Origin of the sequence: Flavobacterium sp. CF136 (assembly GCF_000282055.1) — a bacterium.
In the GTDB taxonomy this organism is placed as follows: Bacteria; Bacteroidota; Bacteroidia; order Flavobacteriales; family Flavobacteriaceae; genus Flavobacterium.
On sequence record NZ_AKJZ01000012.1, the window covers coordinates 125,801 to 149,401 of the forward strand.

Annotated in this window: 15 protein-coding genes; 12 read left to right on the top strand and 3 right to left on the bottom strand. The window is 33.5% G+C overall.

The annotated features are described in order from the left end of the window. The first annotated feature begins 35 nt into the window (after positions 1-35). The 3 genes from PMI10_RS05445 (at position 36) to PMI10_RS05455 (ending at position 3,369) form a co-directional block, all read left to right on the top strand. The gene (locus PMI10_RS05445) at positions 36-1,556 is read left to right on the top strand and encodes a catalase (RefSeq protein ID WP_007805430.1); all 1,521 of its coding nucleotides are present in this window, start codon (positions 36-38) and stop codon (positions 1,554-1,556) included. Positions 1,557-1,573: 17 nt separating this feature from the next. Beyond that, positions 1,574-2,107: an ankyrin repeat domain-containing protein gene (locus tag PMI10_RS05450; protein WP_007805432.1), complete on the top strand. Its 534-nt coding sequence runs from the start codon at positions 1,574-1,576 to the stop codon at positions 2,105-2,107. A 200-nt stretch (positions 2,108-2,307) separates the two neighbouring features. Beyond that, the gene (locus tag PMI10_RS05455) at positions 2,308-3,369 is read left to right on the top strand and encodes a glycoside hydrolase family 53 protein (protein ID WP_007805434.1); all 1,062 of its coding nucleotides are present in this window, start codon (positions 2,308-2,310) and stop codon (positions 3,367-3,369) included. 184 nt (positions 3,370-3,553) lie between these two features. On the opposite strand, the gene PMI10_RS05460 is transcribed toward PMI10_RS05455, so the two are convergent. Further along, positions 3,554-7,918: a hybrid sensor histidine kinase/response regulator transcription factor gene (locus tag PMI10_RS05460; protein WP_007805436.1), complete on the bottom strand. Its 4,365-nt coding sequence runs from the start codon at positions 7,916-7,918 to the stop codon at positions 3,554-3,556. 496 nt (positions 7,919-8,414) lie between these two features. Between PMI10_RS05460 and PMI10_RS21560 the strand changes: the two genes are divergently transcribed. The 6 genes from PMI10_RS21560 (at position 8,415) to PMI10_RS05490 (ending at position 17,325) form a co-directional block, all read left to right on the top strand. Next, entirely contained in the window at positions 8,415-11,138 is a 2,724-nt protein-coding gene (locus PMI10_RS21560; RefSeq protein WP_007805438.1) for a pectinesterase family protein, read from the top strand. A gap of 72 nt (positions 11,139-11,210) precedes the next feature. After that, positions 11,211-13,157, top strand: coding sequence for a GDSL-type esterase/lipase family protein (locus PMI10_RS22015; protein ID WP_007805441.1), 1,947 nt, complete (start codon positions 11,211-11,213; stop codon positions 13,155-13,157). Between the two features lie 214 nt (positions 13,158-13,371). Then, positions 13,372-15,276 carry a hypothetical protein gene (locus PMI10_RS05475; protein ID WP_007805445.1) on the top strand — a complete coding sequence of 635 codons (1,905 nt, stop codon included), beginning with the start codon at positions 13,372-13,374 and terminating at the stop codon, positions 15,274-15,276. 159 nt (positions 15,277-15,435) lie between these two features. Further along, positions 15,436-15,768, top strand: coding sequence for a hypothetical protein (locus tag PMI10_RS05480; protein WP_007805448.1), 333 nt, complete (start codon positions 15,436-15,438; stop codon positions 15,766-15,768). Between the two features lie 107 nt (positions 15,769-15,875). Then, positions 15,876-16,634: a hypothetical protein gene (locus tag PMI10_RS05485; protein ID WP_007805451.1), complete on the top strand. Its 759-nt coding sequence runs from the start codon at positions 15,876-15,878 to the stop codon at positions 16,632-16,634. A 211-nt stretch (positions 16,635-16,845) separates the two neighbouring features. Next, a complete protein-coding gene (locus tag PMI10_RS05490) occupies positions 16,846-17,325 on the top strand; it encodes a hypothetical protein (RefSeq protein ID WP_035631415.1) in 480 nt (159 codons plus the stop codon). A 102-nt stretch (positions 17,326-17,427) separates the two neighbouring features. Here PMI10_RS05490 and PMI10_RS05495 read toward each other — a convergent pair whose 3' ends face one another. Beyond that, the gene (locus PMI10_RS05495; protein ID WP_007805455.1) at positions 17,428-18,180 is read right to left on the bottom strand and encodes a carbonic anhydrase family protein; all 753 of its coding nucleotides are present in this window, start codon (positions 18,178-18,180) and stop codon (positions 17,428-17,430) included. Between the two features lie 482 nt (positions 18,181-18,662). Beyond that, positions 18,663-20,366 carry a family 43 glycosylhydrolase gene (locus tag PMI10_RS21565; protein ID WP_007805457.1) on the bottom strand — a complete coding sequence of 568 codons (1,704 nt, stop codon included), beginning with the start codon at positions 20,364-20,366 and terminating at the stop codon, positions 18,663-18,665. Positions 20,367-21,040: 674 nt separating this feature from the next. Here PMI10_RS21565 and PMI10_RS05505 point away from each other — a divergent pair. The 3 genes from PMI10_RS05505 to PMI10_RS05515 all read left to right on the top strand — a co-directional run bounded on the left by PMI10_RS05505 (position 21,041) and on the right by PMI10_RS05515 (position 23,594). Then, positions 21,041-21,409 (top strand): nuclear transport factor 2 family protein, encoded by a 369-nt coding sequence (locus tag PMI10_RS05505; protein ID WP_007805459.1) that lies wholly within the window; start codon positions 21,041-21,043, stop codon positions 21,407-21,409. 179 nt (positions 21,410-21,588) lie between these two features. Continuing rightward, positions 21,589-22,206: a TetR/AcrR family transcriptional regulator gene (locus PMI10_RS05510; RefSeq protein ID WP_007805461.1), complete on the top strand. Its 618-nt coding sequence runs from the start codon at positions 21,589-21,591 to the stop codon at positions 22,204-22,206. A gap of 53 nt (positions 22,207-22,259) precedes the next feature. Continuing rightward, positions 22,260-23,594 (top strand): TolC family protein, encoded by a 1,335-nt coding sequence (locus PMI10_RS05515; RefSeq protein WP_007805463.1) that lies wholly within the window; start codon positions 22,260-22,262, stop codon positions 23,592-23,594. Positions 23,595-23,601 lie beyond the last annotated feature (7 nt).

The window sequence follows — 23,601 nt, forward strand, 5'->3', positions numbered from 1 at the left end:
AATATACATTTGCTTAAATAAATAATAACTTAAATATGATGAAAAAATTAATTCTATGCGCCTTGATTTTCTATACCGCACAAGGAATAGCACAACAAAAGCAAATTACAACAAACAGCGGTGCACCAATTGGAGATAATCAGAACTCAAAAACTATTGGTCAAAACGGACAGGTTTTATTAGAAGATATGCATCTAATAGAAAAGTTGGCTTCATTTGACAGAGAGCGAATCCCTGAACGAGTAGTACATGCAAGAGGCGTAGGTGCCTATGGAGAGTTTGTTTCTTCCGGCGATTTTACCAAGTATACAAAAGCATCATTATTCCAAAAAGGAAAAACTACTCCGGTATTCGTTCGTTTTTCTACAGTAGTTCACGGAAATGGTTCTCCGGAAACCCTAAGAGATCCAAGGGGTTTTGCAACCAAATTCTATACTGACCAGGGGAATTATGACTTGGTGGGGAACAATTTGCCTGTTTTCTTTATTCGTGATGCCATGAAATTCCCTGATATGGTGCATGCATTCAAGCCATCACCAATATATAACAAGCAAGATCCCAACAGAGTTTTCGATTTCTTTAGCAACATTCCGGAGGGAACACATATGCTAACACGTGTTTATTCGGATTATGGAATACCTGCAAACTACAGACAAATGAACGGGTCCAGTGTTCACGCATTCAAATGGGTAAATGACGCTGGTGAGGTAACTTATGTGAAATATACATGGAAATCAATGCAGGGTGAGAAAAATTTAACTGCAGATGAAGCAAGTGCTCTCCAGGCCAAAGATTTTCAGCACGCAACTGTAGATTTGTATGATAATATCAAAAAAGAGAATTTTCCATCCTGGGAGCTATATGTTCAATTATTAAAAGCTACCGATTTTGACAAATTAGACATTAATCCATTGGATCCAACAAAAATTTGGCCTGAAAATACCGCCCCATTACAATTGGTTGGAAAAATGACTTTAAACAGGATTCCGGATAATTTCTTTCAGGAAGTAGAACAATCCGCTTTCTCTCCAGGTACATTAGTCCCGGGAATTGAACCTTCGGAAGATAAATTATTACAAGGCCGTTTGTTTTCTTATTCCGATACACAACGTCACAGAATTGGAGGCAATTTTCAACAGTTACCAATCAATGCACCTAAAATTGCAGCAGTAACCAACAATCAGGATGGCGCATTTTCTACCAGAAAAATAAATGGTGATATCAACTATCAACCAAGCTCAACACAGAATGGTTTTACAGATAATGAAAAATACGAATATTCAAAGTCAACTTTTACAAATACCACAACCGTACAACAAAAAATCAGTAAACCAAACGATTTCAAACAAGCGGGTGAATTTTATCGTTCATTATCAGAAAATGAAAAACAAAGCCTGATTAAAAACCTGACAGGTGATTTAAGCAGTGTAACCAATAAAGATGTAGTACGCAAAATGGTAGGTTATTTCTATATGGCAGACAGCGATTACGGAAAAAGATTAGCAAAAGCTTTGAACTTAACCAGAGAAGAAGTTGAAAAAATGTTTTCAAAATAGCAGCACTTTTTAAAAAGATGAAAAAAATAATAGCCAATAAAGTATCTATTTTAATTCTAATACTGGCTTCATCTGTTAATGCTCAGGAAACTATTTTTACAGCAGCTCGCAGCAATAATTCAAAATTATTGAGCGAGCTGTTGCTCAAAAAAGCAGCTATAGACAGTACAGATGAGCGAGGAAGTACAGCTTTGATAATTGCATGCTACAATGATAATTTTGAAGCAGCGAAAACACTTCTGGAAAAAGGAGCAAATCCAAATATTCAGGATAAAATGGGCAATACTGCTCTCATGGGAGTATGTTTTAAACGACTTGATAAAATAGCTCAATTATTATTAGAGCATAAAACAAATTTAAACCAATCTAATTATAATGGAGCAACAGCTTTAATTTTTGCTGCAACCTTTGGAGCGGACAATATAATAAAAATGCTGATTGATAAAGGGGCCGATAAAACGGTAAGGGATAATTATAACAAAACCGCACTGGATTATGCACTCCTTCAGGAAAATGAAACAACAATTCAGCTCTTAAAAAGAACACAGTAAATAAGTATGACATCAATATTTAAGTTGACTGGTCTGTTATACATGAATTAGTTAAATCACTAAATAATTTTCGTAATTCACTATTTGTTAGATATTTACAAATAAAAACAAATAACTAGTATGGAAACGATCTGTATTAATGATAATGTAATTATTTTTAATAATAAAAACACATTATACAAATTACCCAACTTAAAATTATGAAAAAACCAATCACTTACTTTTATTTGCTGCTTTTTTTACTCACAATTGGGTGCGACAAGCAAGATGTCACTACAGATAATTCGGAGATAACGGCTGTTACTAAAACCTCATTAACAAAAAAATTAGTAACCGGGTTTGCCAAAGGAGCAGACATTGGATGGTTAACCGAAATGGAGGCTTCCGGTAAGAAATTTTACAATTCATCAGGTGTGCAACAGGATATGTTTGCTATTTTAAAATCAAAAGGGATGAACTCTATTCGCATACGTGTATGGGTAAATCCTTCGGGAGGATGGAATAATCAGACCGATGTAATAGCAAAGGCAAAGAGGGCGAAAGCTGCCGGAATGCGCATTATGATTGATTTTCATTATAGCGATACCTGGGCAGATCCGGGGAATCAGGCTAAACCAGCCGCATGGTCGTCTCATAACATTAGTCAATTGTACACAGACGTATGGAATCATACCGTAACAGTCTTAACAGCATTAAAATCTGCAGGAATCACTCCTGAATGGGTACAGGTAGGAAACGAAACCAATAACGGAATGTTATGGAACGAAGGCAAAGCCTCCGTAAATATGAAAAATTTTGCAGGACTAATAACCAGCGGATACAACGGTGTAAAATCAGTCTTTCCAAATGCTAAAGTTATTGTTCATGTTGCCAATGGGTACGACAATACCCTTTTTAGATGGATTTTTGACGGCTTAAAAAATAATGGAGCAAGTTATAATGTAATAGGAATGTCGCTTTATCCTGAAACTAATAACTGGCAGACATTAAATAATCAATGCCTGACCAATATGAATGACATGGTAGCCCGATATGGAAAAAAAGTAATGGTTTGTGAAGTTGGAATGTCCGTAACCGCAGCAGCAACCTGTAAATTATTTGTAACTGATATCCTTAATAAAACAAGTTCTGTTACCGGAGGTAATGGTTTAGGTGTCTTTTATTGGGAACCTGAATCTTATAATTGGAATGGCTATACAAAAGGAGCATGGGGAAGTGACGGAAAACCTACCGTAGCCTTAGATGCTTTTTTATTGAACTAAGCCGTTGGGTGTAATTCAAAATAGGTGTCAGACTGAGTCCATTCGGCTTCACTCAGGATAAACTTAGTCGAAGCCCTTTCTGTATAAAAAGCCTTCGCCTCCGCTCAGGATGACAATCATTTCTGGAAATATAAAAATTCCCAAATCAGACTTTATTTAAATCTGTTTTGGGAGTTTTTCATTATTACAATTCATCTTTTAAATTATCTTGTTTTTGTTTTAAATAATCTGAAGGAGAAATTTTGCAGGATTCTTTAAAGCACGTACTGAAATATCCGGCACCATTAAATCCAACTTTATAAGCAATATCTGCAATATCTGTTTCGCCGGCATCCAGAAATTGTTTCGCTTTTTTTATACGCACATCCCTAACAAACTCTACTGGGGTCATATTGGTAAGACTTTTAAATTTCCTGTTAAATGTTACTCTGGACATATTCAGTGAGTTTGCTATAACATCAATATTAAATTTTGGATCGATTAAGCTATTTTCTACTATAGCAATAATATCCTTTAAGAACTGTTCATCTTTGGTTGTAATGACTATTTCACCGGGTTCTAATGCAATTGTTTTTACATTAGTCTGCAAACGCTCAAAAATTTTCTTTCTCTGTCTAATTAAATTTTCGATGGAAGCCATTAGAAAATTGGTATCAAAAGGTTTTGTAATATAATAATCTGCCCCATAATTTAACCCTTCAATTTTATTCTCTACAGAAGATTTTGCAGTTAATAAAATTACCGGAATATGGCTGGTTTCTGTTGCATTTTTAAGTGCATCAAGTAACTCAATACCATCCATCTGCGGCATCATAATATCACTCAAAATTAAATCCGGAAGTTTGCTTGTGGCTATTACTAAACCTTCTTTTCCGTTTTCAGCTTCTAATATGCGGTAAAAACGCTGTAGTTGGCTTTTCAAAAATGCTCTTAATTCATTGTTGTCCTCTACAATAAGAACCACGGGTAAATTAGTATCGTCATTATTTTGCAATACCCGATCTTCCTTATTTTGCTTGTTGACAATGTGCTGTAATTTTTCTTCTGCTAAGTTTACTTTATCAACCTTGTTTTGAAAAATTTTATTACTTAAGTCTATTTCTATAGAAACTGTCAGGCCTCCCCTATCATTATTTGCGGCATAAATGGTACCCTGATGTAATTGTACATATTCCTTGCAAAGTGCCAGACCAATTCCGGTTCCTACATTTTTACTTTTACCAGTATCAGTTTCATAATAAAGCTTAAAGATATCCTCAAGCTTATTTTCATCTACACCGGTTCCCTGATCTGAAACATTAATTTTTAAAAAGGTATCATTTTCCATTTTCACTTCTACCGTAATCAGGCTATCATTAGAAGAAAATTTAATAGCATTAGACAATAAATTATAGATTATAATATCCATTTTTTCTTTGTCCAGGGTTACATTAAGGGTTTCAGAATTGGATAGTGTTTTAATTTTTATATTCTTTTCATATGCAGCCTGAGTAAACAAAGTATTAATTTCATTTATAAAAGATACTAATTCAACTGGCTCAATATTAAGTTCTTCATTGCCGCTTTGGACTTTTCTAAAATCAAGCAGCTGATTCACAAATCGTACTAATCTGTTGGTGTTTTTTCTTACTGTCTCTATATAATCAATACCTAAAGGACTTAGTTTTTCGTTTCTGGCAATTTCCTCAATTGGGTTAACAATCAGGGTAAGCGGTGTTCTTAATTCATGAGAAATATTGGTAAAAAAACTCAATTTTAACTCCGTCATTTTTTGTTCTACCACAACTTTGTTTCGTAACCGAATCATAGAATACGCTATTCTTCTGGAGGTTTCCAATAAAATCAGAATGATAATTGCATATAAAAAATAAGCCCAATTGGTTTTCCAAAATGGAGGAGCAATTGTAAACGATAAACTTTTTTGAGGTGTATTGATATACAATTCCGTGTTTAGGCATTTTACTTCAAACTGGTAATTTCCGGGCGGTAAATTTGTAAATGTTGCTTTTTTCTGGTTTTTCACATGATGCCATGTATCATCTAAACCTTTTAATCTGTAGGCATACAATTGTTTATTATTGGATCTGTAATCTAAAACCGTGTAATAAATACTAATGGTATTTTCCCGATAATATAATTGAATATTATTGTTGTAATTTATATCCAGCTTTAAAGGAAATTCTGCAGATTTTACATTTGAAATTTTATTGTTAATTTCAAAATTAGTAAAAACCATTTTTGTTGTATTCTTTTGATTTTCAACTTTTTTAGGATTGAAGGTTAAGTAACCATTTTTACAGCCAAAAATCAAAGTGCCATTTTGTAATTTTGAATTCGATGATTCTGAAAATCTGGTTTTAAGCAATCCGTCATAGGAATCGTAATTTCTAAAGATGCGATTCAATAAATTAAATTTTGAAATACCGTTTTCAGTAGCCAGCCATAGATTTTTTTCGTCATCTTCAATCATACTCAGTATAAAATCACTAGGCAAACCATTTTCCTTTGTGAAATTTTTAAATCTTAAACGATTATCTTTCGTTTCTATAGCCAGATTAAGCCCTCCACCGGCTGTCGAAATCCACATTTTATCTTCTGAATCTTTGTACATGAACAATACATCATTACTGCCCAAACTGGATTTATCGCTGGATACCTTTACATATCTTGAAAATTTTAATTCATTTGGATTGTAGTTATCGGGATTAAATGTTACCAATCCATTTGTTGTTGCCACCCAGATTTGACCTTTATAACCTTCTGTCAGATATCTTACTTTGCCGGACTCAGTAACAGGATAATTTTTAAAATTATGTATAAAGCTAAATTTATCATGGTTTTCTTCCAGCAAATTGATTCCATTATCATAAGTTCCTATCCAGATCCGTCCTTTTTTGTCCTCTAATACAGAATAGATTAAATCACTGCTTATACTTTCAGGGTCGTTTTTGTCAGCTTTAAATTGTTTTAATATATATTGAGATTTCTGAACATTTACGGGAGTTGCTTTATACAAACCTTTTCCTTTTGTACCCAGCCAAATATTTCCTTTTGCATCTCCGGTGATAGTGTAAATAAGACCAATATCCTCCGTTTTATAATTCAAAAACAGGTTTTTTAATTCCTGGTTATCCTGATAAACTTTTAATTTCCCTGCTTTTGATGCAATCCATAATCTATTTGTTTTATCTGTAAAAAGAGCCCTGATTTCATTCTCATATTTATTTTTGGCATCAGGCACCAAAAGCTGTTGTTGAAAAATATTCTTTTGAAGAATGATTTTATTAATACCTCCATCGTTACTGCTAATCCAAAGAATCCCCGAACGGTCAAAATACAAGCTGGAAATGATATTTGAAAATTTTTGGTTTTCGTCTCCCGGTTCATTAAAAAAGTACTCCAATGTATTGTTTTTCGGATTGTAATATCCAAAACCACCGCCTTTTAATTTTACCCAAACCCTGTCAAAATTATCTTCAAAAATCCCAAAGCTATTTTTTGTCTGCAAAAGAGAAGCATCCTTTTTTTGTAAAAAAAGCTGAATACTTTTTCCTTTCGGATTAATCATAAAAACGCCATTGTTATCGGGCTCAACCCACAACAGACCTTGTTTATCCTGATAAATTTTGTAGACCGGAGAATCAGAAATTTTAAGGATAGATTCTGCCTTTAAAGTCTTAATATTAAAAGTAATCAACTCTCCTGTTGAAGAGGTAATGAACAATAAATTTTCATTTTTTGATTTGATTATTGAGTTTATGCTTTTTTTGGAAATAACTGCTTTCCAATAATTTTTATGTTTTTTATTGTAACAAAGCAGTTCCCCTTCATTGGTACCAAACCAGGCAATACCATCTTGTATGAAGAAACTTTCTACCTTGCTCTCTTTTACTATATTTTTGCTCTTATAATCCTGACTTTTAGATTTGATTATCATATCTAATCCCTTATCAGAGCCAACCCAAACAGTATTGTTTTTGTCTATAGAAACAAAATTTAAATCATTGGAGGCGATTGAAAAATTGTTTTTTGAACCTTCTTCGAAATGAATAATTTTAATTTGATCATTACCTTTTTTTTGTACCAGATAAATCCCCTTATCATTTGTAGTCAACCAGACATTTCCGTCACCGGCTGTAAAAATATCTTTAAATTCAATTTTGTTAGTCCCCAAAATGTTTGCGACAGAAAGAAAGGATTCTGTCTTTTTATCGAATCTGTAAATCTGATTATCATAGGCTTTAAGCCATATATATCCGGAAGAGTCTTCCTTAATTAAGTCAATGCGATTGTTCCCTAAACTACTATTATCACCGGCAGTTGCTTTATAAGTGATAAAATTTTTCCCATCAAACCTATTAATACCATCCCAGGTTGCAAACCACATAAAACCTTCTTTACCTTTTATTATATCTCTGATGGCATCATGGGAAAGGCCGTCTTCTGTAGAGTAATTCTCTATTTTGCATTTTATTTGAGCTTTTAATTCATTTTTAGAAGTAATCAATAAAAGTGCAATTAAAAATTTAAGCAATAAAAGTTTTTTCATTTAAGGATTCTGGTTTTTATTTTTTTATAAAATATACAACTGATTATATTAGACCGTTGGGTGTAATTCAAAATAGCTGTCAGGCTGAGTCCCTTCGACTCCGCTCAGGGTGACTTATTGAAAATTATCAATTTCCTCATTTTCAAAGTCTTTTCTGATTAATTATTTAAAATTCACTTATTTAAAACAGAATTTCTCAATCATATCCATCATTAAACACGCTTACTGATCAAAATTTAGAAGTAAATGACCAAAATTTAAAAGTCATTACTGTTTTATTAAAATATATTTGATTCAATATTAAACATTAATCAAAAATTTAGCATTAAAAATATTGTATTGATAATTTATTTTGACCAAATATAAATATTAATTGTATTTATACCTTATAAATTAATCAATTCTACACTTAAGTTTAAAGCCTCATCAGATTAATATTTTTATTAAGCATACAAAATAATTAAACCAAACTAACTTCTAACCAACCAAAAATTTCATGAAAAAACTCGACTTTCTTATCCTCTTTATTATAGGATTATTATCAATTAATCAATCTACAGCACAAAGTTTTAATCCGGATATTGTGGTAGATATCAACGGAACCGGAGATTTTACTTCTATACAGGCAGCTTTTGATGCAGTACCGGCAGGTACGCCTACTATTATTTATGTAAAACGAGGTTTGTACGACAAGGAAAAATTAATTATACCTGCAAACAAAACCAATATTACTTTAATTGGTGAAAGCAGAACAGAAACTATTATTTCTTATGATATTTATAACTGTAATGATGGCGGTGATGGTTTATGTCCGGACAATAAGGTAGCGCTTTGGGCTAGTAATACTAATTTAGTAAAAACAGCTGCCACACTTACCATCATGGCAAATGATTTCAGGGCAGAAAATATAACTATTCGGAATACAGCAGGGCCAGTTGGTCAGGCGCAGGCACTTACGCTTCAGGCAGACCGAAATGTATTTATCAATTGTGACATACTTGCCTATCAGGATACTATTTATTTTTGGACGGCTGAAACCTCACGTGCTTATTTTAAATCTTGTGTGATTTTAGGCCGTACCGATTATATCTATGGTCGCGGGGTAGGTGTTTTTAATGAATGCGAAATTAGAAGTTATGGAGGCGCGTGGATAACTGCACCTTCAACGGAAGCAACACAAACCTACGGTTTTGTATTTTATAAGTGTAATTTGACTTATCAGCCTAACAGCCCTAGAAATGGCGATGATGGAGTAAAAATCAAATTTGGCCGTCCATGGCATGCCTATCCCAAGGTGGCATGGCTTTATTGTACAATGCCTGCAGAAATTGATCCTCTGGGCTGGGGAGATAAATGGAATATGGACTATTCAGATACAAGTACAGATCTGCATTTATATGAATGGATGAATACAGGCCCGGGTGCAGATATGAGCGGAAGGGCAAATTGGGCAGGTCTTAGAGCCATGACGAACCAAACTGAAGCCAATTTATACGAGCCAAAAATTGTATTGGCAGGTTCAGACAATTGGGATCCTACAGCTATTGCTCCAACTGTAACAGTATTTGACTGGGATGGAGGTGCTGCCAATAACGGATGGCTGGAAGCAAATAACTGGAATCCTAACGGTGTGCCGGCTATTTCTGAGGTTGCAAATGTTAATGGAAATTTGACCATAAATGCAAATGGTGGAAATTTTGCCGCAGATTTAAATTTAGTGAATGGTGCAGCCATTGACATTTCTGCAAATAGTTCAGCAACTTTACTTACACTTAATCAATCAACTGTTTCTTCTTCAGCCAGTGCATCATTATCGGGAAATATCAAAACTAAAGGAACGGTAAATATCAACGTCTCCGGTAATCTGAATATTACTGCAATCCTTAGTGGAGTACACCAAATTACTAAGACCGGCACAGGTATTTGCCAGCTTAATAGCAGTAATTCAGGTTATACCGGTAATTTAGTTATTGAAACTGGTGATTTACAGGCTAAAGTAGCAAATTCATTAGGAAACTCTCCAAAAATAACCGTAAAAACGACTGGAAAGCTGACTATAGATGTTAGTACTGCCATTCAGACAAAAACAGCACTTTATACTGAAGGATCAGCATCTATTGTACTTAATAAAGATATTACAATTAGTGAGTGGTATATTAACGGTGCTTTACAGCCTACAGGTATATATGACGCAACAACTAATGCAGCAACTATTAGCGGAACAGGTAAAATAGTTATCGGAAGACCGAGCGAATTTACTTTTCTGGGAGGACTTTGGGATGATGTAACTAAGTATTCTCCGACTTTATTGCCAAAAGCAGGTGAAAAAGTGAATGTTAACACCGGTATAACTATTGAATCTGCACTTTCGCAATTCGAGGGCGATATGTATGTAAAAACCGGCGGGACTATTCGTTTAAGACAAACAAAAGATTCAAAATGTTTAGGCCCTGTGAGAATGTCTCAGGGAACCACAATTACGTATGCGACAAGCGGTACAGGTTTCTATTTAAATGCCCCAATTGTTTTAGAAGGCGATGTTTCTCTTACTATGAGCAGTAGTAATGTTGCCGGCAGTATTATGGATTTACCGGGTACGTTTTCAGGCACTTACAAAGTAATAGTGCGCAACATAAGAGATTTGGCTAATACGGCAACTGCAAAGCTGGGAGGAGATAATAGCAATTTTACAGGAATCTGGGATTTAACTCTCGCTGCCACTAATGCCGGAGGATCATCCGCAATTAATGGAGCTGTAGAAAATGCTTTTGGAAAGGGTACAATTAGTCTGGCTTTTAACAATAAAGCTATTTTTAATCATGCAAAATGTGCGGGGGATATTTTAAATATGAATATAACCGGTTCAGCTTCAGCCGTATTAAACACTGCTGTTACGGTTAAGAAATTTACTTTAAACGGAACCCAGCTTGCAGATGGAATATACAATGCCACTACAAATCCAGGTTTGTTTACAGGTACAGGTTCAATTACTGTAAATTCTGCTAATTTAAGTGTAGATGAAAAAGTTTATTTAGAATATGGTATGTTGAGAGTAAATGGCACACTTGAAAATCTTGATGTTTACTCCCTTACCGGACAGCGTGTATACCATACTAAATCTGCTACCGAAATAGATTTAAATGGGTTGAAATCGGGCATCTATATTGTTCGTTATAAAATTAATGGAAAACAAGGGACAGTTAAGGTTTATAAAAAATAAGACTATCCTTTTTAAATAAATACCACGAAGTATATGTTTCATATACCCAATAATTACATAAAAATAAAAAAAATGAAATCACTATTATCAAAATTATTCATAGTTGTTTTAGTTTTTTGCAGCATCATTTCTGCAAAGGCACAAATTACCCTTCATACCATTGGTGATTCTACCATGGCCACTTATGACGAAAGTACTTCCGATATACGAGGCTGGGGTATGATGTTTCAACAGTTTTTTACTTCAGGCGTCACCGTTAATAATCGTGCGAAAAATGGTGCCAGCAGTAAAAGTTTTTATATGGAAGCCCCTTATTGGACCACCGTAAAGCAACAGATAAAAACCGGTGATTATGTCATCATTCAATTTGCTCATAACGATGAAAAAAACGGAGGTCTTGATGGTGGGACTGATGCTCTAAATCCAATCAACGGAACTGACTATAGAGGGACAAATCCACAAACAACTTATAAAGATTATCTTAGAAAGTATATTGATGAGACCCGTGCTTTGAATGCTACACCAATTTTGGCAACCTCTTTATGTCGAAAATATTTTAGCGGTGGTACTATTACACGAAAAGGTGCTCATGATTTAGGTGCTGACTTTAGCCTTCCCGCAACAGATCACACTTATGATTATGCCTATGCTATGAAAGAAGTTGCAACAGAAAAAGGAGTGCAGCTTATCGACTTAACAACCTTAACAAAAACATTGGTTGAGTCTTATGGCGATGCTGCCAGTACAGCCCAGCTTTACGTTTCTGCAGATTCTACCCACCCTACAGCATTATTAGGAACATTAACTGCCAGATTATGTGCTCAGGAAATGGTAAAACAGAATATTTTAGCTTCTTATATCAATACATCAACAGATGTTCTGATTAATCCGACCAGCTGTGATTTTGGGGATGCATACACAGGTCAGACACTTACAAAAGAAGTAACTATTACCGGTTTTGATCTTGTTCCCGATGCAGGAGCCTTTAGCCTGTCCGTGAGCGATGGTTTCTTAATTGCTGCAAATAAGACAGATACTTTTGGTTCTTCCATCAATATGAATTACACAGGCGGTAATCTTGCATTTACGAAATTTTATATTTCAGTAACTCAGTCTGTTGGCGGAACTAAAACCGGAACACTTACCGTTACTAACGGAACCGTGACAAAAACAGTTCCCCTAACCGCTAATTTTATTCAATTAACCGGAGGAACAGAAGTGAGTGTTTTATGGCCATTAATTACAAATAATACCCCGGTGTTGCAAGGTCCGGCTACTATTGTTGATCAAACTCATTCAGGCATGAATGTACAGTCGTATGCTGCACCTAACGGGACTGCAACTATATGGCCTGCCGGGAGTGGGTATGATACTACAAGAAAAACACAACGAAACCTGATTGATGGTGGTGCGTGGCCAGCAGGAGAGATTGATGAAGTCTCAACACGTTATATTCAATTTGGAATTAAAGCCAATGCCGGAACAGAATTAAATATTGATTTGATCAGTTTATATGTCGGTGGCGCAGGAGGAAGCGGTATGCGTTGCCGTATTTCTTATTCAAAAGACGATTTCGCTACTACATTTGTTGCAGGAGAATTTCAGAGTATGACATCCAATACGATGAACGCTGTTTCAAAGATACCGGTTATTAAACTTGTTAATGGAGAAACCTTAAAACTACGCGTGTATCCTTGGTATAGCTCAGCATCTACAGGAAAAACAATATGCCTCGCAGATGTTAAGATTCATGGCGTAGCTATGCCTGTTTCAAATTTATCTGTAAATCAGTTTTCGGAAAATCAATTAAAATGGATAGTAGAAGATGGTTTTATTAAAATAAAAAATGCTCCTCAAAACAGTAAATTCACAATTTATGACTTAACCGGAAAACAAGTACATAAATCATCAATTATTAGCGGTGATTCAAATATAGAATCACCAAAAACCAAAGGTGTCTATATTGGTAAAGTTGAATCGCAGGAAGGTATAAAAACAATAAAGTTTTTGGTTTTTTAAAATGGTAATTAAGTACTTGCGAAAAGGCAGGTAATATTTAAATCAGGTTTTATTAAAAGGAAAGGGATTAATCTCTTTCCTTTTTCTGTTATATCGAACTAATGACTTCTCTTAAACACAATAAATAATGGAATTTTTTATAGGACTTTTTATATATCTTTGATGCTCTTTTGCCTTGTATACCAACTAAACCATTTAAATAAGTACAATTAAAATGACACTATCTAAAGTACTTTTCACAATACTATTTTCTTTTTTGATTAGTAACTCCTTTGCTCAGAAAACAAAACAGGAATTACTCAAATTAATCGGGCAAAAAGATTTGTCTTTAGAAAAAAAAGGAGATTATTTATGTGAATTAAGCTGTATCTATAAAAAAACAGATACCATAAAGGCTTATGGTTGTGCTAATCAGGCGTTGAAAATTGCTCAGGAAACAAAAGCTGTAAACAAACAAGCTATTGCTTATGAAGCTTTATCAGATGTGGCACGATATCTCGATAATGTTCCTCAACAAATAAAATTTGCCGATTCCTGTTATCTATTCGCATCAAAATCAAAAGACCCGGAAGCAATGGCCTATGCAAATTATGCGATCGCTTATAAACATGAAGTTATTGGAAACATAGAAAAGTACATTTACTATATGCTTAAGTCCCTGTCATACTTTGAAAAACATAAACTAAGATATGATAAACTGGTTAATGGATATGAAAACCTGGCAGCAAGTTTTAGTGATAATAACGATTTGAAATTTAGCAAAAAATATAATAAAAAAGCCCTGGAATTAAGTTACGAAAGTAAAAATCAGGTCAATATTGCAAATGCTTTAACCAGCTGGGCCTTATTTCTTGTAAACAGTGCCGAACAAAAATCACCTCTAGATTTAAATTTACTAAAAACTGCCGAAAAGGATTATTTAAAAGCCATAGCAATATTTGAAGATGAAAAAAAGAAAGGCAATATAAATGTACCTTATGGCAGAACTTGCTTAAATCTGACGAGTCTTTATTTGTATCATTTTTTTAAAACAAAACCAGACAAAACATTAGAATATTTAAAAAAAACCGAAGAAGTCTGCCTTAAATTGAATGTACCGATACAGTTAATGGTAATGTATGGTCAGCAGGCCCAATTTTATACGAACTTAAATGATATACCTAACATTGAGAGAGTATTGAAAAAGGTAGAACAAAACATTGCAAAAAACCCAAAAGTAAGCACCCGATATTATTGCTTATTATATAAAAATTATATGGATTTGGCCGAAATAAAAAATGATTTTCCTTCTTACAGAAAATACTTTGGTTTATATGATAAAGCGCAGAAAGTGATGATTGAAAAGGAAAACAGAGTTAAAGAATACAATGCCTCTATACGTTTTGAGACTGAGAAAAAATCGCAGGAAATTCAATTATTGAGAGATAATTTAGAATCACGCAAAAAAATCAACTCGCTGTATATTGCACTTTTAATTTTTGGCTTTTTTACACTTTTATTCATGTTGCGTTCCTATCATTTCCGACAAAAATCATATATCAAAACGAATCTGTTACTCCAAAAAGCAAATGAAGAAGCTACCCTTTTATCCAAAATCAAAGAGGAAGAAGCCATGATTGCCCTGCTGGAGTCTGAATTAACAGAGAAAGAACTTCAAATTGCCATTCAGGAAAAAAAATTAAACGAACAGCAAAAAATTAAATTGCAGCAGGAATTAATGACCAATAGTTTGCAATTAGAAAAGAAAAATGAAGTTTTGAAAGACATTCAAAATAAGTTATCGGTAATGAAAGCAGAAAAATCTACAGACATCAAAACGATTTCTAAAACCATTGATAAAAGTATGGAAGTCGATGACGAATTTGAATTGCTTAAAACAAGTCTTGAAAATACAAATCCTGTCTTTTTTTCGACTTTACAGGAAAAAGCTTCAGGCACACTTACAAAGCTCGATTTTAAATATTGCGGTTATATAAAATTAGGAATGAGTACCAAGGAAATTGCAAATCACATGAATATTGAAACCCAAAGCATGCGAATGGCACGTTACCGAATTAAACAAAAATTAAATCTCGACCGCGAAACCGATTTAGATTCTTACATCACTTCAGTCCAGTAAAATCAATAGATTCAGCGTTTTTTAATTCAGAATATAATGTTCTTTGTAGATATAAAATAGATACCCAAAATGATTGCTGTAGATGGTTAGTATATACAAGATTTGATTTTTCTTACAATTTCATGAGTAGTTTTGTATTGAATTTAAAAACTATAAATCATGAACAAAAAGACGCTTTCAATTATTTCGTACATTACTATTATCGGATGGATTATTGCTTATGTAAATTACAACAAATTAACTGTGAAAGATTCTCTAACAAGATTTCACTTAAAACAAGGATTAGGAATAGCTATCTTAGGAATCGTAATTTCTGTTGCCTTAAGTATCATCGCAATTGTAGTACCTACTTTGGCCAGTATTTTAAGTTTAGTAAATCTTGTTGTTTTAGTATTATGGATTATGGGAATCATTAATGCAAATAACGAACAGGAAATTCCAGTTCCTATTGTAGGTAAATTATTTACAGACAAATTTGATTTCATTAAATAAAAATTAAATTAAACCAGTATGAAACCTTATGTTTTGTGCTGGTTTTTTTAACTGAAAATTACACATCTTTCAATTATACCAATGAAGAGATAACCAAGCAATAAAAAATGAAAAAAAGCTGTCTTTTATTACTTTTAATTTCTTTCTCTAATTTGATAAACTGTCAGGTTATAGATAATAATATACAAGGATACTATCAAGCCAAATCTGATTCGAGTATGTATTCGTTTTTTGAGTTTGACGGGAATGGTAAAGTAAATATCGTCGGATTGGGGACTGGCGATTATTTTACCAAAGGCGACTCGCTGATTATATATCCCGACAAAAGTATTTTTAAATTTAAAATAAAAAACAATACACTGGTTGGAGCTTCAAGTTGGGTTGAAAATGAAACATGGGTCAGAAAAGATACTATCGTTACCAATAATAGAAAAGATGTTGCTTTATCAAAGAAAAAAGCAGTTTTATTGCATGAATATTATAAGGTAGCCGACACCAAATCGGCACTTGATTTTATGCTGAATGATGCAGCTGCAAAAGCACAAACTGAAAAAATCAGTAAACTGTGCAATCAGGGTTTAAGTAAAGCCTGTCTCGATTATTTTGGAATACTGCTCATGGAAGATCAGGGTTTAGGAGCAATTTTAGATCCTCAAAAAAATGAAAAGGCAAAAATACCTAATCCTGAAATTATTGCTCTTGGAAATAAAATTATTGCTCAGGACGAACCTGAAGGTTATACAGTATTAGGTACTTATTATTATATATTAGGCAACAAAGAAAAAGCTGCAGAACAATGGAATATTGGTGTTAGTAAAGGAAGTCAAAAATCCGGAATGGCATTAATTCAAATTGAAATGGAATAAATTCAAATATTAATTATGATAGAATTAATTACAACTATTATGCTGGTTTTGATAAAAACTCTTAGCGAACTTTTAATTTTAATTTTATAACTGATTTAAAGATTCGTTTAAAGTAAACTTCAAATATAGTGAGGCACTAAAAAATAAAATGAAAACAAAAATTATACTCATAGCAACAGCGTTGTTATTTTTTGTCTTACAATCTTGTAAGATGGAAAATACACCTGAAGAATATTTTGATATAACATCCTTAAATACAAATCTGTTTATGGAGTTTGGCGCCAGAGATTTTAAAAGAATGGGAGAAACCAAAAGTGCCAGTCAACTTATGGCATATGATGAAAGAGGTACGTTTCCTGCAAAATCTTACGAAGACCATATTTTAAGATTTAAAATTCCTTTTATTAATCAGGCTATTGAAAAAATAAAAGATTTAAAACCCACAGAAGAAACTACTCCCATGATTAATGCTTCATTGGATCTTTTTAATTATGTAAAAGAGAAATACCAAACAGATTATGTAAAAATAGCCCGTTTGATGGATAACAAGGCTTCAAAAGAAGAAATTGAGAAAGCAATTTTTGAAATGGAAACGGTAACCTTTGCTACCTTTGATCAGAAATATAAAAAATTATGGGATCTGGCACTACCCTATGCAAAAGAACACGGGATCGAAGTAAAGACTTTTTAGGAAAACATTTAAATTATCTCAAATAGTTAAAGAAATTTCAGCTATCAAATAATAATTAAAAAACAAAACCCTCTTGAAACAAGAGGGTCTAGAATGATTTTATTACTTTATAAATTCAAGGCTCCCATCTGTTAAATTATAAAACACGCCAACAATTTTTATCTCTCCTTTGTCTTCCATCTCTTTAAGAATAGGGCTCTTTTCACGAATTTGCGCAATAGCGTAACGTACATTGTTTTCGGAAACATATTTTACAAAGTCATCATTTTTTGAAAGTTTTTTACCTGTAAAATCCTGGCTCATTTTTACTGCTGGTTTTATTTTTGAAAGCATAGCTGTAATATTTCCAAGTTTTACATCATCAATTGCACCTTTTATAGCTCCACAATGCTGGTGTCCCATTACTAAAACTAATTTTGCACCAGACACTTTACAAGCAAATTCCATACTGCCTAATAAGTCTACGTTTACAAAATTTCCCGCTACTCTTCCAACAAAAATATCACCTAAACCCTGGTCAAATACATCCTCAACCGGTACACGGCTATCTACACAACTTAACACAACTGCTTTTGGAAACTGCCCCGGTGCAGATTTTCTGGCTTGTTTACTATGGTCTCGCACGGTAGTTGTACCACTTTGAAAACGTTTATTCCCTTCTATAAATTCCTGCAAAATAGCATCAGGTGTAAGCCTTGTTTGTTCTTCCTTGGTCATTACATGAGAAATTACAGGTTTTTCATTTTCTTTTACAGTAGAAAGTAAATTTGATTTTTCTGTTTTTGTTCCGTTGTTACAAGAAAACAAAAGTGCTGCTGCAGATAGCATTACTATTGATTTAAATTGATTGCCCATTCTTTTTTTTAAATTAATCTGCCTACTTTGTAAAGCGGTGTTCAGCGTGTCCGTTTATTATTTTATTGATATTTTTCCTGGCGCAAAATTAGATATTTTTTTACTATTTTTTTATTTTTTTCTCATGGATTCTCCTTTGAATTCAAAGTGTATTGCCAAGTATAATCCAATCCAAAATAGCATCTGCAACAGTCTTTTCCCCTATTCAATCATACCGGCTTTTTACCCGTCATTGCAAACAAAAAACAATATTCCGACCTTCCATCTGATCCATTGATATATCTGTTTATTATTATTGATAGCCTCACAACAATTTAGAATCAAATCAGTAGTTTGGTAAGATTGTAATCAAAAGTAATTATGAGCTGCCTTTTTATTTATAAGCATTATTTCAATGGAGTTCTCTGTTTTCTTTACTGCTTTCATTTGGACAACTTATTGCCTGTTATCCTGATATTGACGCAATTTTATGTTGGAAATAGTTAATTTCGAATAATTTTTGCTGTCTTATTCCCTGTTTCTGAACTCAGGTTTACAAGGTATGTCCCTTTTGAGAGTGTTGATGCATTTACTGTATATCTGAACTCGCCGGGCTTTGTAATACCCAAATTTTTAGTATAAACAGTCTGCCCCGACATATTTGTTAATGTAACCGTAATGCTAGTCTCTGATTTATTGTACATAATTATTTCAAATTCATTACCACGTACAGGGTTAGGCACAATAGAAAGGCCCGCATTTTCATCAGCAAAAGGTTCGTCAGATACGACACTTTCTGCATTTGACATCTTCGCAGTTGACGAACTCACAAATTCCAATGTCCACTGCTGATTGAAACTTACATTGCTTGGCCAGAATTGCATAACAGCACCATCGGTAGTTACACCGCCATTGTCTACACATTTACCATTTGACCTGTTGATTATTTTATAATAAGGTCCGGCAGCACTTATCGTCCATTGCTGGTTAGTACTGGTTCCTCCTGTCCACTGCCCTACGGTAGAACCATCGGCGGTATGGGCAATATTATCCAGATACTTGCCGCCTGTAACGCATTTTAACTTATAATACCCACCCGAGTAGGTAATTACCCAACGCTGGTTATTAGACGAGCCACCAGCCCATTGTGCTACATTTGCACCATCTGTCGTAGCTCCAAGATTATCTAAATATTTACCTCCGGTACGGTTTACAAGCTTGTAAGTACCATTCGGTATTATCTGGCTTGCACTACCCGGCACTGGCCATCCGTTTGACCAGCTCAGCGTTGTGGTCATAAGTTTTGGAGCACCACCATCATTTCCGTCATAAAAATGATAACTCAGCGTCGACTCGCCATATCCCACATGTCCGGGACCAATATACCTGCCATTTTTGTTTGGCAAAAAAGTAGTTCCGCCATCATTCATAAGGCTGATGCCATTTTGATCTAAATAAGGTCCGGTAATACTTGTAGAACGCCCTACCTGAGTATAGTAACCTGAATTTACACCATTACAACATAATCCCCTTTGAAAAAACACATAATAATAGCTTCCGTTTTTCATAATGTACGGAGCTTCTACATTTCCTGCCACAAGGTCCCAACGGCTGGAGTTAAGCCTTAATCCGGTAGAAGGGTTAAGCTGTATCAGGTCGATACCGCTTTGCCAGTTACCATACACCATGTACATATTTGAGCCATCTACTAAAACTGCAGGATCAATGGCGTTATTTCCGGCAACTATCATTCCCTTGTCCGTCCATGGACCAGATAAGTTGGTAGCCGTTGCCAAACCAATAGCAGCAGGAGCACCATCGCCTGCGCAGGAATAATAACAATAATAGGTACTTCCTATTTTCACAACATCCGGTGCCCAAAAATTACCGGCAAAACCGCTGACATAGTTAGCTATCCAGCTTGGCCAGGTACCTATAGGAAAGACGGTATTTTCTGTTTGCCAGCTCCCAAAACTTGTAGACGTTGATGATATTGTATAGATACCATTACCTGTGGCAAAGTGCCAATATCTGCCATCCGTATTTCTAACGGTAGAAGAAGGATCGTGTATACCAGGTTGAGCAAACATTGGTATAGCTGTGCATAAAAATAGAATAAATGTAAAAAGGGACACAATATTCTTAGTAAAAGAAATTGCCGGAAATTGCTGGAATTTCTGGTCGAATTGGAGAAATCGTAACTTCATAAGTGGTTTGGTTAATTGGTTAAATTAGTATGTAAATATTGCCCTGACTCGTGCACTAATCAGAATGAATATTAATTTTGAAACTGAAATTCGGGAAAGAATTTCATAAAAATTTAGCCTGTGCTTTTACATTTTACTGGTTCTGAAACCAATTATCTCACTTAATCAGGCTGGATAAATAGCATTAATAATATTACAGCGTTCAATTATGCCGGTGAAATAAATTTACTTTAAAAAAATAAGTGTATTTATTACATTTGTAAAAATAACAAAATAAATCCGATAAAAAAATGAATACTTAACAGTAAAAAGACGTCAAGTACTAACCTTTGAAATCAATTTCGAAGTTTTGTTATGAATAATTCAAAAAAAATATTAAAATGAAGATTAAAATAAATTAAATTCATTACTTATAGAATAAGTGTAATTATATAATAAAAATGAATTATTTATACAAATAGTTAAAAAACAACGAATTTACCTATATTAACAACCATCCTAATCATTCAAAATCCTTTAATTGCATATTTTAATGAATATTTAATTATGTAATCATTTTCTAAATTTATATAACACTTATCATTTCAGGCTTTATTATTTTTAAACTGAGAGTATTTTAAATCCAATTTGATAGTATTTTAAATCAAATTAATTTAAACTAAAGAGAGATGATAATGAAAAAAGATGCAGGATCTAGAGAAGACAGCGTTAAAAATATTGTTCTGACATTTTTAAACGCTCTAAACGATGAAGATTTTGAAAAAGCAAGACAATGCTTAAGCGATAATATGACTTTTGATGGTGTTCTCGGACATAGAGATGGTGCCGAAATATACATCAGCGATATGAAAAAGATGAAGTTTAAATACAGCATCAAAAAAACATTTGAAGACGAGAATGATGTATGTATTTTCTATGATATTGATATGTCCGGTAAAAAAATATTTACTTGCGGATGGTATATTGTAAACAACAAAAAAATTAAATCAATAAAAGTGGTCTTCGATCCTCGACCAATACTTGAACAAGCGGAAAAGAAATAAAACCTCTAAAACCAAATGATTTTTAGGATTTTCTATTTTTTAGCACTCCTTTATAACACACACAATATCAATACTTTATTTCTTAAATTTTAAAACATATACCATTTCAAAGAAAATATTTTATAAAAAATGAACGTTGTTCAAAAAAAATACATACATTTGCAAAGAAAATAATATTTATGAGTGTAGCAGATAGAAAAGCGCGAGAAAAAGAAGCATTAAAAGCATTGATTTTAAAAGGAGCAAAAAAACTTTTTTTAGAAAAAGGAATTGAGCAAACAACTATTAGAAATATAGCTGATGAAATAGATTATAGTGTTGGAACCGTATATGTTTACTTTAAAGATAAAAATGCTATTTTGCATGATTTGCACTCTATTGGTTTTCAAGAACTTGGAAGTAATTTTCAGGAATTGTTTATTATTGAAGATCCAATGGAGAGATTAAGAAAAATGGGGATTGTATATATCAAGTTCGGAATCGAAAACCAGGAAATGTATGATTTAATGTTTAATGTTAAGGCACCAATGGAGTATCTTGAAAAATCCGATAACGATCTTTGGGATGAAGGCGCTGTAACTTTTGACCTGGTTAAAAAAACAGTTGAAGAATGTATGAATAAAGGACATTTTGAAGGACATAATGTAGAATCGCTTTCGTTTATGATTTGGAGTTTAGTACATGGTATGTGTTGTCTTGAAATCAGACAAAGAACAAAAGGTGTGAAATTCACGAACCCTGATACTATCCTATTTGACGGATATAATGCCTACTTGAAAATAATAGATAAATTATAATTTTTTTTGTTCAAAAAAATGAACAACGTTCAATAAACAAACAATGTAATAAAATGAAAAAAACACTAATTCTAATGACAATTTTACTTGGGTATTATGGATATTCCCAGAGTAAACTAGACGGTTACATTGAAACCGGATTAAAAAATAACGAAGTAATAAAGCAGCACAACTTTGATATTAACAAAAGTATGTATGCTTTAAAAGAAGCGCGCTCCCTGTTCTACCCTACCGTTTCCTTAAACGGAAGTTATACCAAGGCTGAAGGAGGAAGAACAATTGATATTCCGATTGGCGATATGTTAAATCCGGTATACAATACCCTGAATCAAATTACAAATTCGAATGCTTTTCCAACTTTAGAAAATCAATCTGTTCTAATTAATCCGGATAATTTCTATGATGCTAAAATTCATACCACAATGCCTTTGCTGAATTTTGAAATTATTTATAACAAGAGAATTAAAAACCAGCAGACTTCATTACAAAAAATAGAACTGGAAATATATCAAAGAGAATTAGTTAAGGAAATAAAAATAGCCTATTACAAATACATTCAATCGGTTGAAGGAATTAAAATTTATGAGGATGCTTTAGCATTGGTTAAGGAAAACCAACGAGTAAACAAATCCTTATTTAAAAATGAAAAGATAAACCGTACAGCTGTCTTACGAAGTGATAATGAAGTAATACGTATACAGGCAAACCTTGAAACGGCAAAGCAAAACAGTAATAATGCCAGGTCTTATTTTAATTTTTTGCTTAATGAAAAGCTGGATGCTGCAATTGAAGTCGATGAAAATGAAGCGCCACCAATTGACGCTGTTTCAGAGAATACTCAAAACAGGGAAGAATTAAAAAAACTTACTCAGGCAAAAGAAATAAACGATAATGTAAGCAAACTTACGCAGTCGTATTGGTTTCCTAAAGTAAATGGTTTTGCCGATTTTGGAATTCAGGATTTTGATTTTGAAGTAAACAAACAGTCACGCTACTATTTTGCAGGAGTAGGTTTAGAATGGAATATTTTTTCAGGAAACAAAAACAAATACAAACTCAAACAAACTGAAGAAGACAGTAAAAAAATAAGTTCGCAAATCGATAATGTAAAACAGCAGTTACTGCTTCAGTTTCAGGTTTCCCAGAATAATTTAAAATCCGCTTTGGAGCAATTCTACGCTGATAAAAATCAAAAAGAATCCGCCAAAAAATATAATGAGGATATAACTAAATTATACAAAGAAGGTCAGGCTATATACATTGAACTTCTGGATGCACAAAATCAATGGGTAAATGCCCAACTTAATACCAATATCGCCCTTTATAATTCCTGGATCGCTTTTGCAGAATTAGAAAGAGCCAATGCAACTTTTACTTTAAACAATTAAAAATTAA

Coding starts and splice junctions, on each gene's coding strand:
- PMI10_RS05490 (WP_035631415.1), top strand. CDS start 16,846: ATGGAAAATACACCTGAAGAATATTTTGATATAACATCCTTAAATACA.
- PMI10_RS05450 (WP_007805432.1), top strand. CDS start 1,574: ATGAAAAAAATAATAGCCAATAAAGTATCTATTTTAATTCTAATACTG.
- PMI10_RS05445 (WP_007805430.1), top strand. CDS start 36: ATGATGAAAAAATTAATTCTATGCGCCTTGATTTTCTATACCGCACAA.
- PMI10_RS05475 (WP_007805445.1), top strand. CDS start 13,372: ATGACACTATCTAAAGTACTTTTCACAATACTATTTTCTTTTTTGATT.
- PMI10_RS21560 (WP_007805438.1), top strand. CDS start 8,415: ATGAAAAAACTCGACTTTCTTATCCTCTTTATTATAGGATTATTATCA.
- PMI10_RS05510 (WP_007805461.1), top strand. CDS start 21,589: ATGAGTGTAGCAGATAGAAAAGCGCGAGAAAAAGAAGCATTAAAAGCA.
- PMI10_RS05515 (WP_007805463.1), top strand. CDS start 22,260: ATGAAAAAAACACTAATTCTAATGACAATTTTACTTGGGTATTATGGA.
- PMI10_RS05495 (WP_007805455.1), bottom strand. CDS start 18,180: ATGGGCAATCAATTTAAATCAATAGTAATGCTATCTGCAGCAGCACTT.
- PMI10_RS05485 (WP_007805451.1), top strand. CDS start 15,876: ATGAAAAAAAGCTGTCTTTTATTACTTTTAATTTCTTTCTCTAATTTG.
- PMI10_RS05480 (WP_007805448.1), top strand. CDS start 15,436: ATGAACAAAAAGACGCTTTCAATTATTTCGTACATTACTATTATCGGA.
- PMI10_RS05505 (WP_007805459.1), top strand. CDS start 21,041: ATGAAAAAAGATGCAGGATCTAGAGAAGACAGCGTTAAAAATATTGTT.
- PMI10_RS05460 (WP_007805436.1), bottom strand. CDS start 7,918: ATGAAAAAACTTTTATTGCTTAAATTTTTAATTGCACTTTTATTGATT.
- PMI10_RS22015 (WP_007805441.1), top strand. CDS start 11,211: ATGAAATCACTATTATCAAAATTATTCATAGTTGTTTTAGTTTTTTGC.
- PMI10_RS05455 (WP_007805434.1), top strand. CDS start 2,308: ATGAAAAAACCAATCACTTACTTTTATTTGCTGCTTTTTTTACTCACA.
- PMI10_RS21565 (WP_007805457.1), bottom strand. CDS start 20,366: ATGAAGTTACGATTTCTCCAATTCGACCAGAAATTCCAGCAATTTCCG.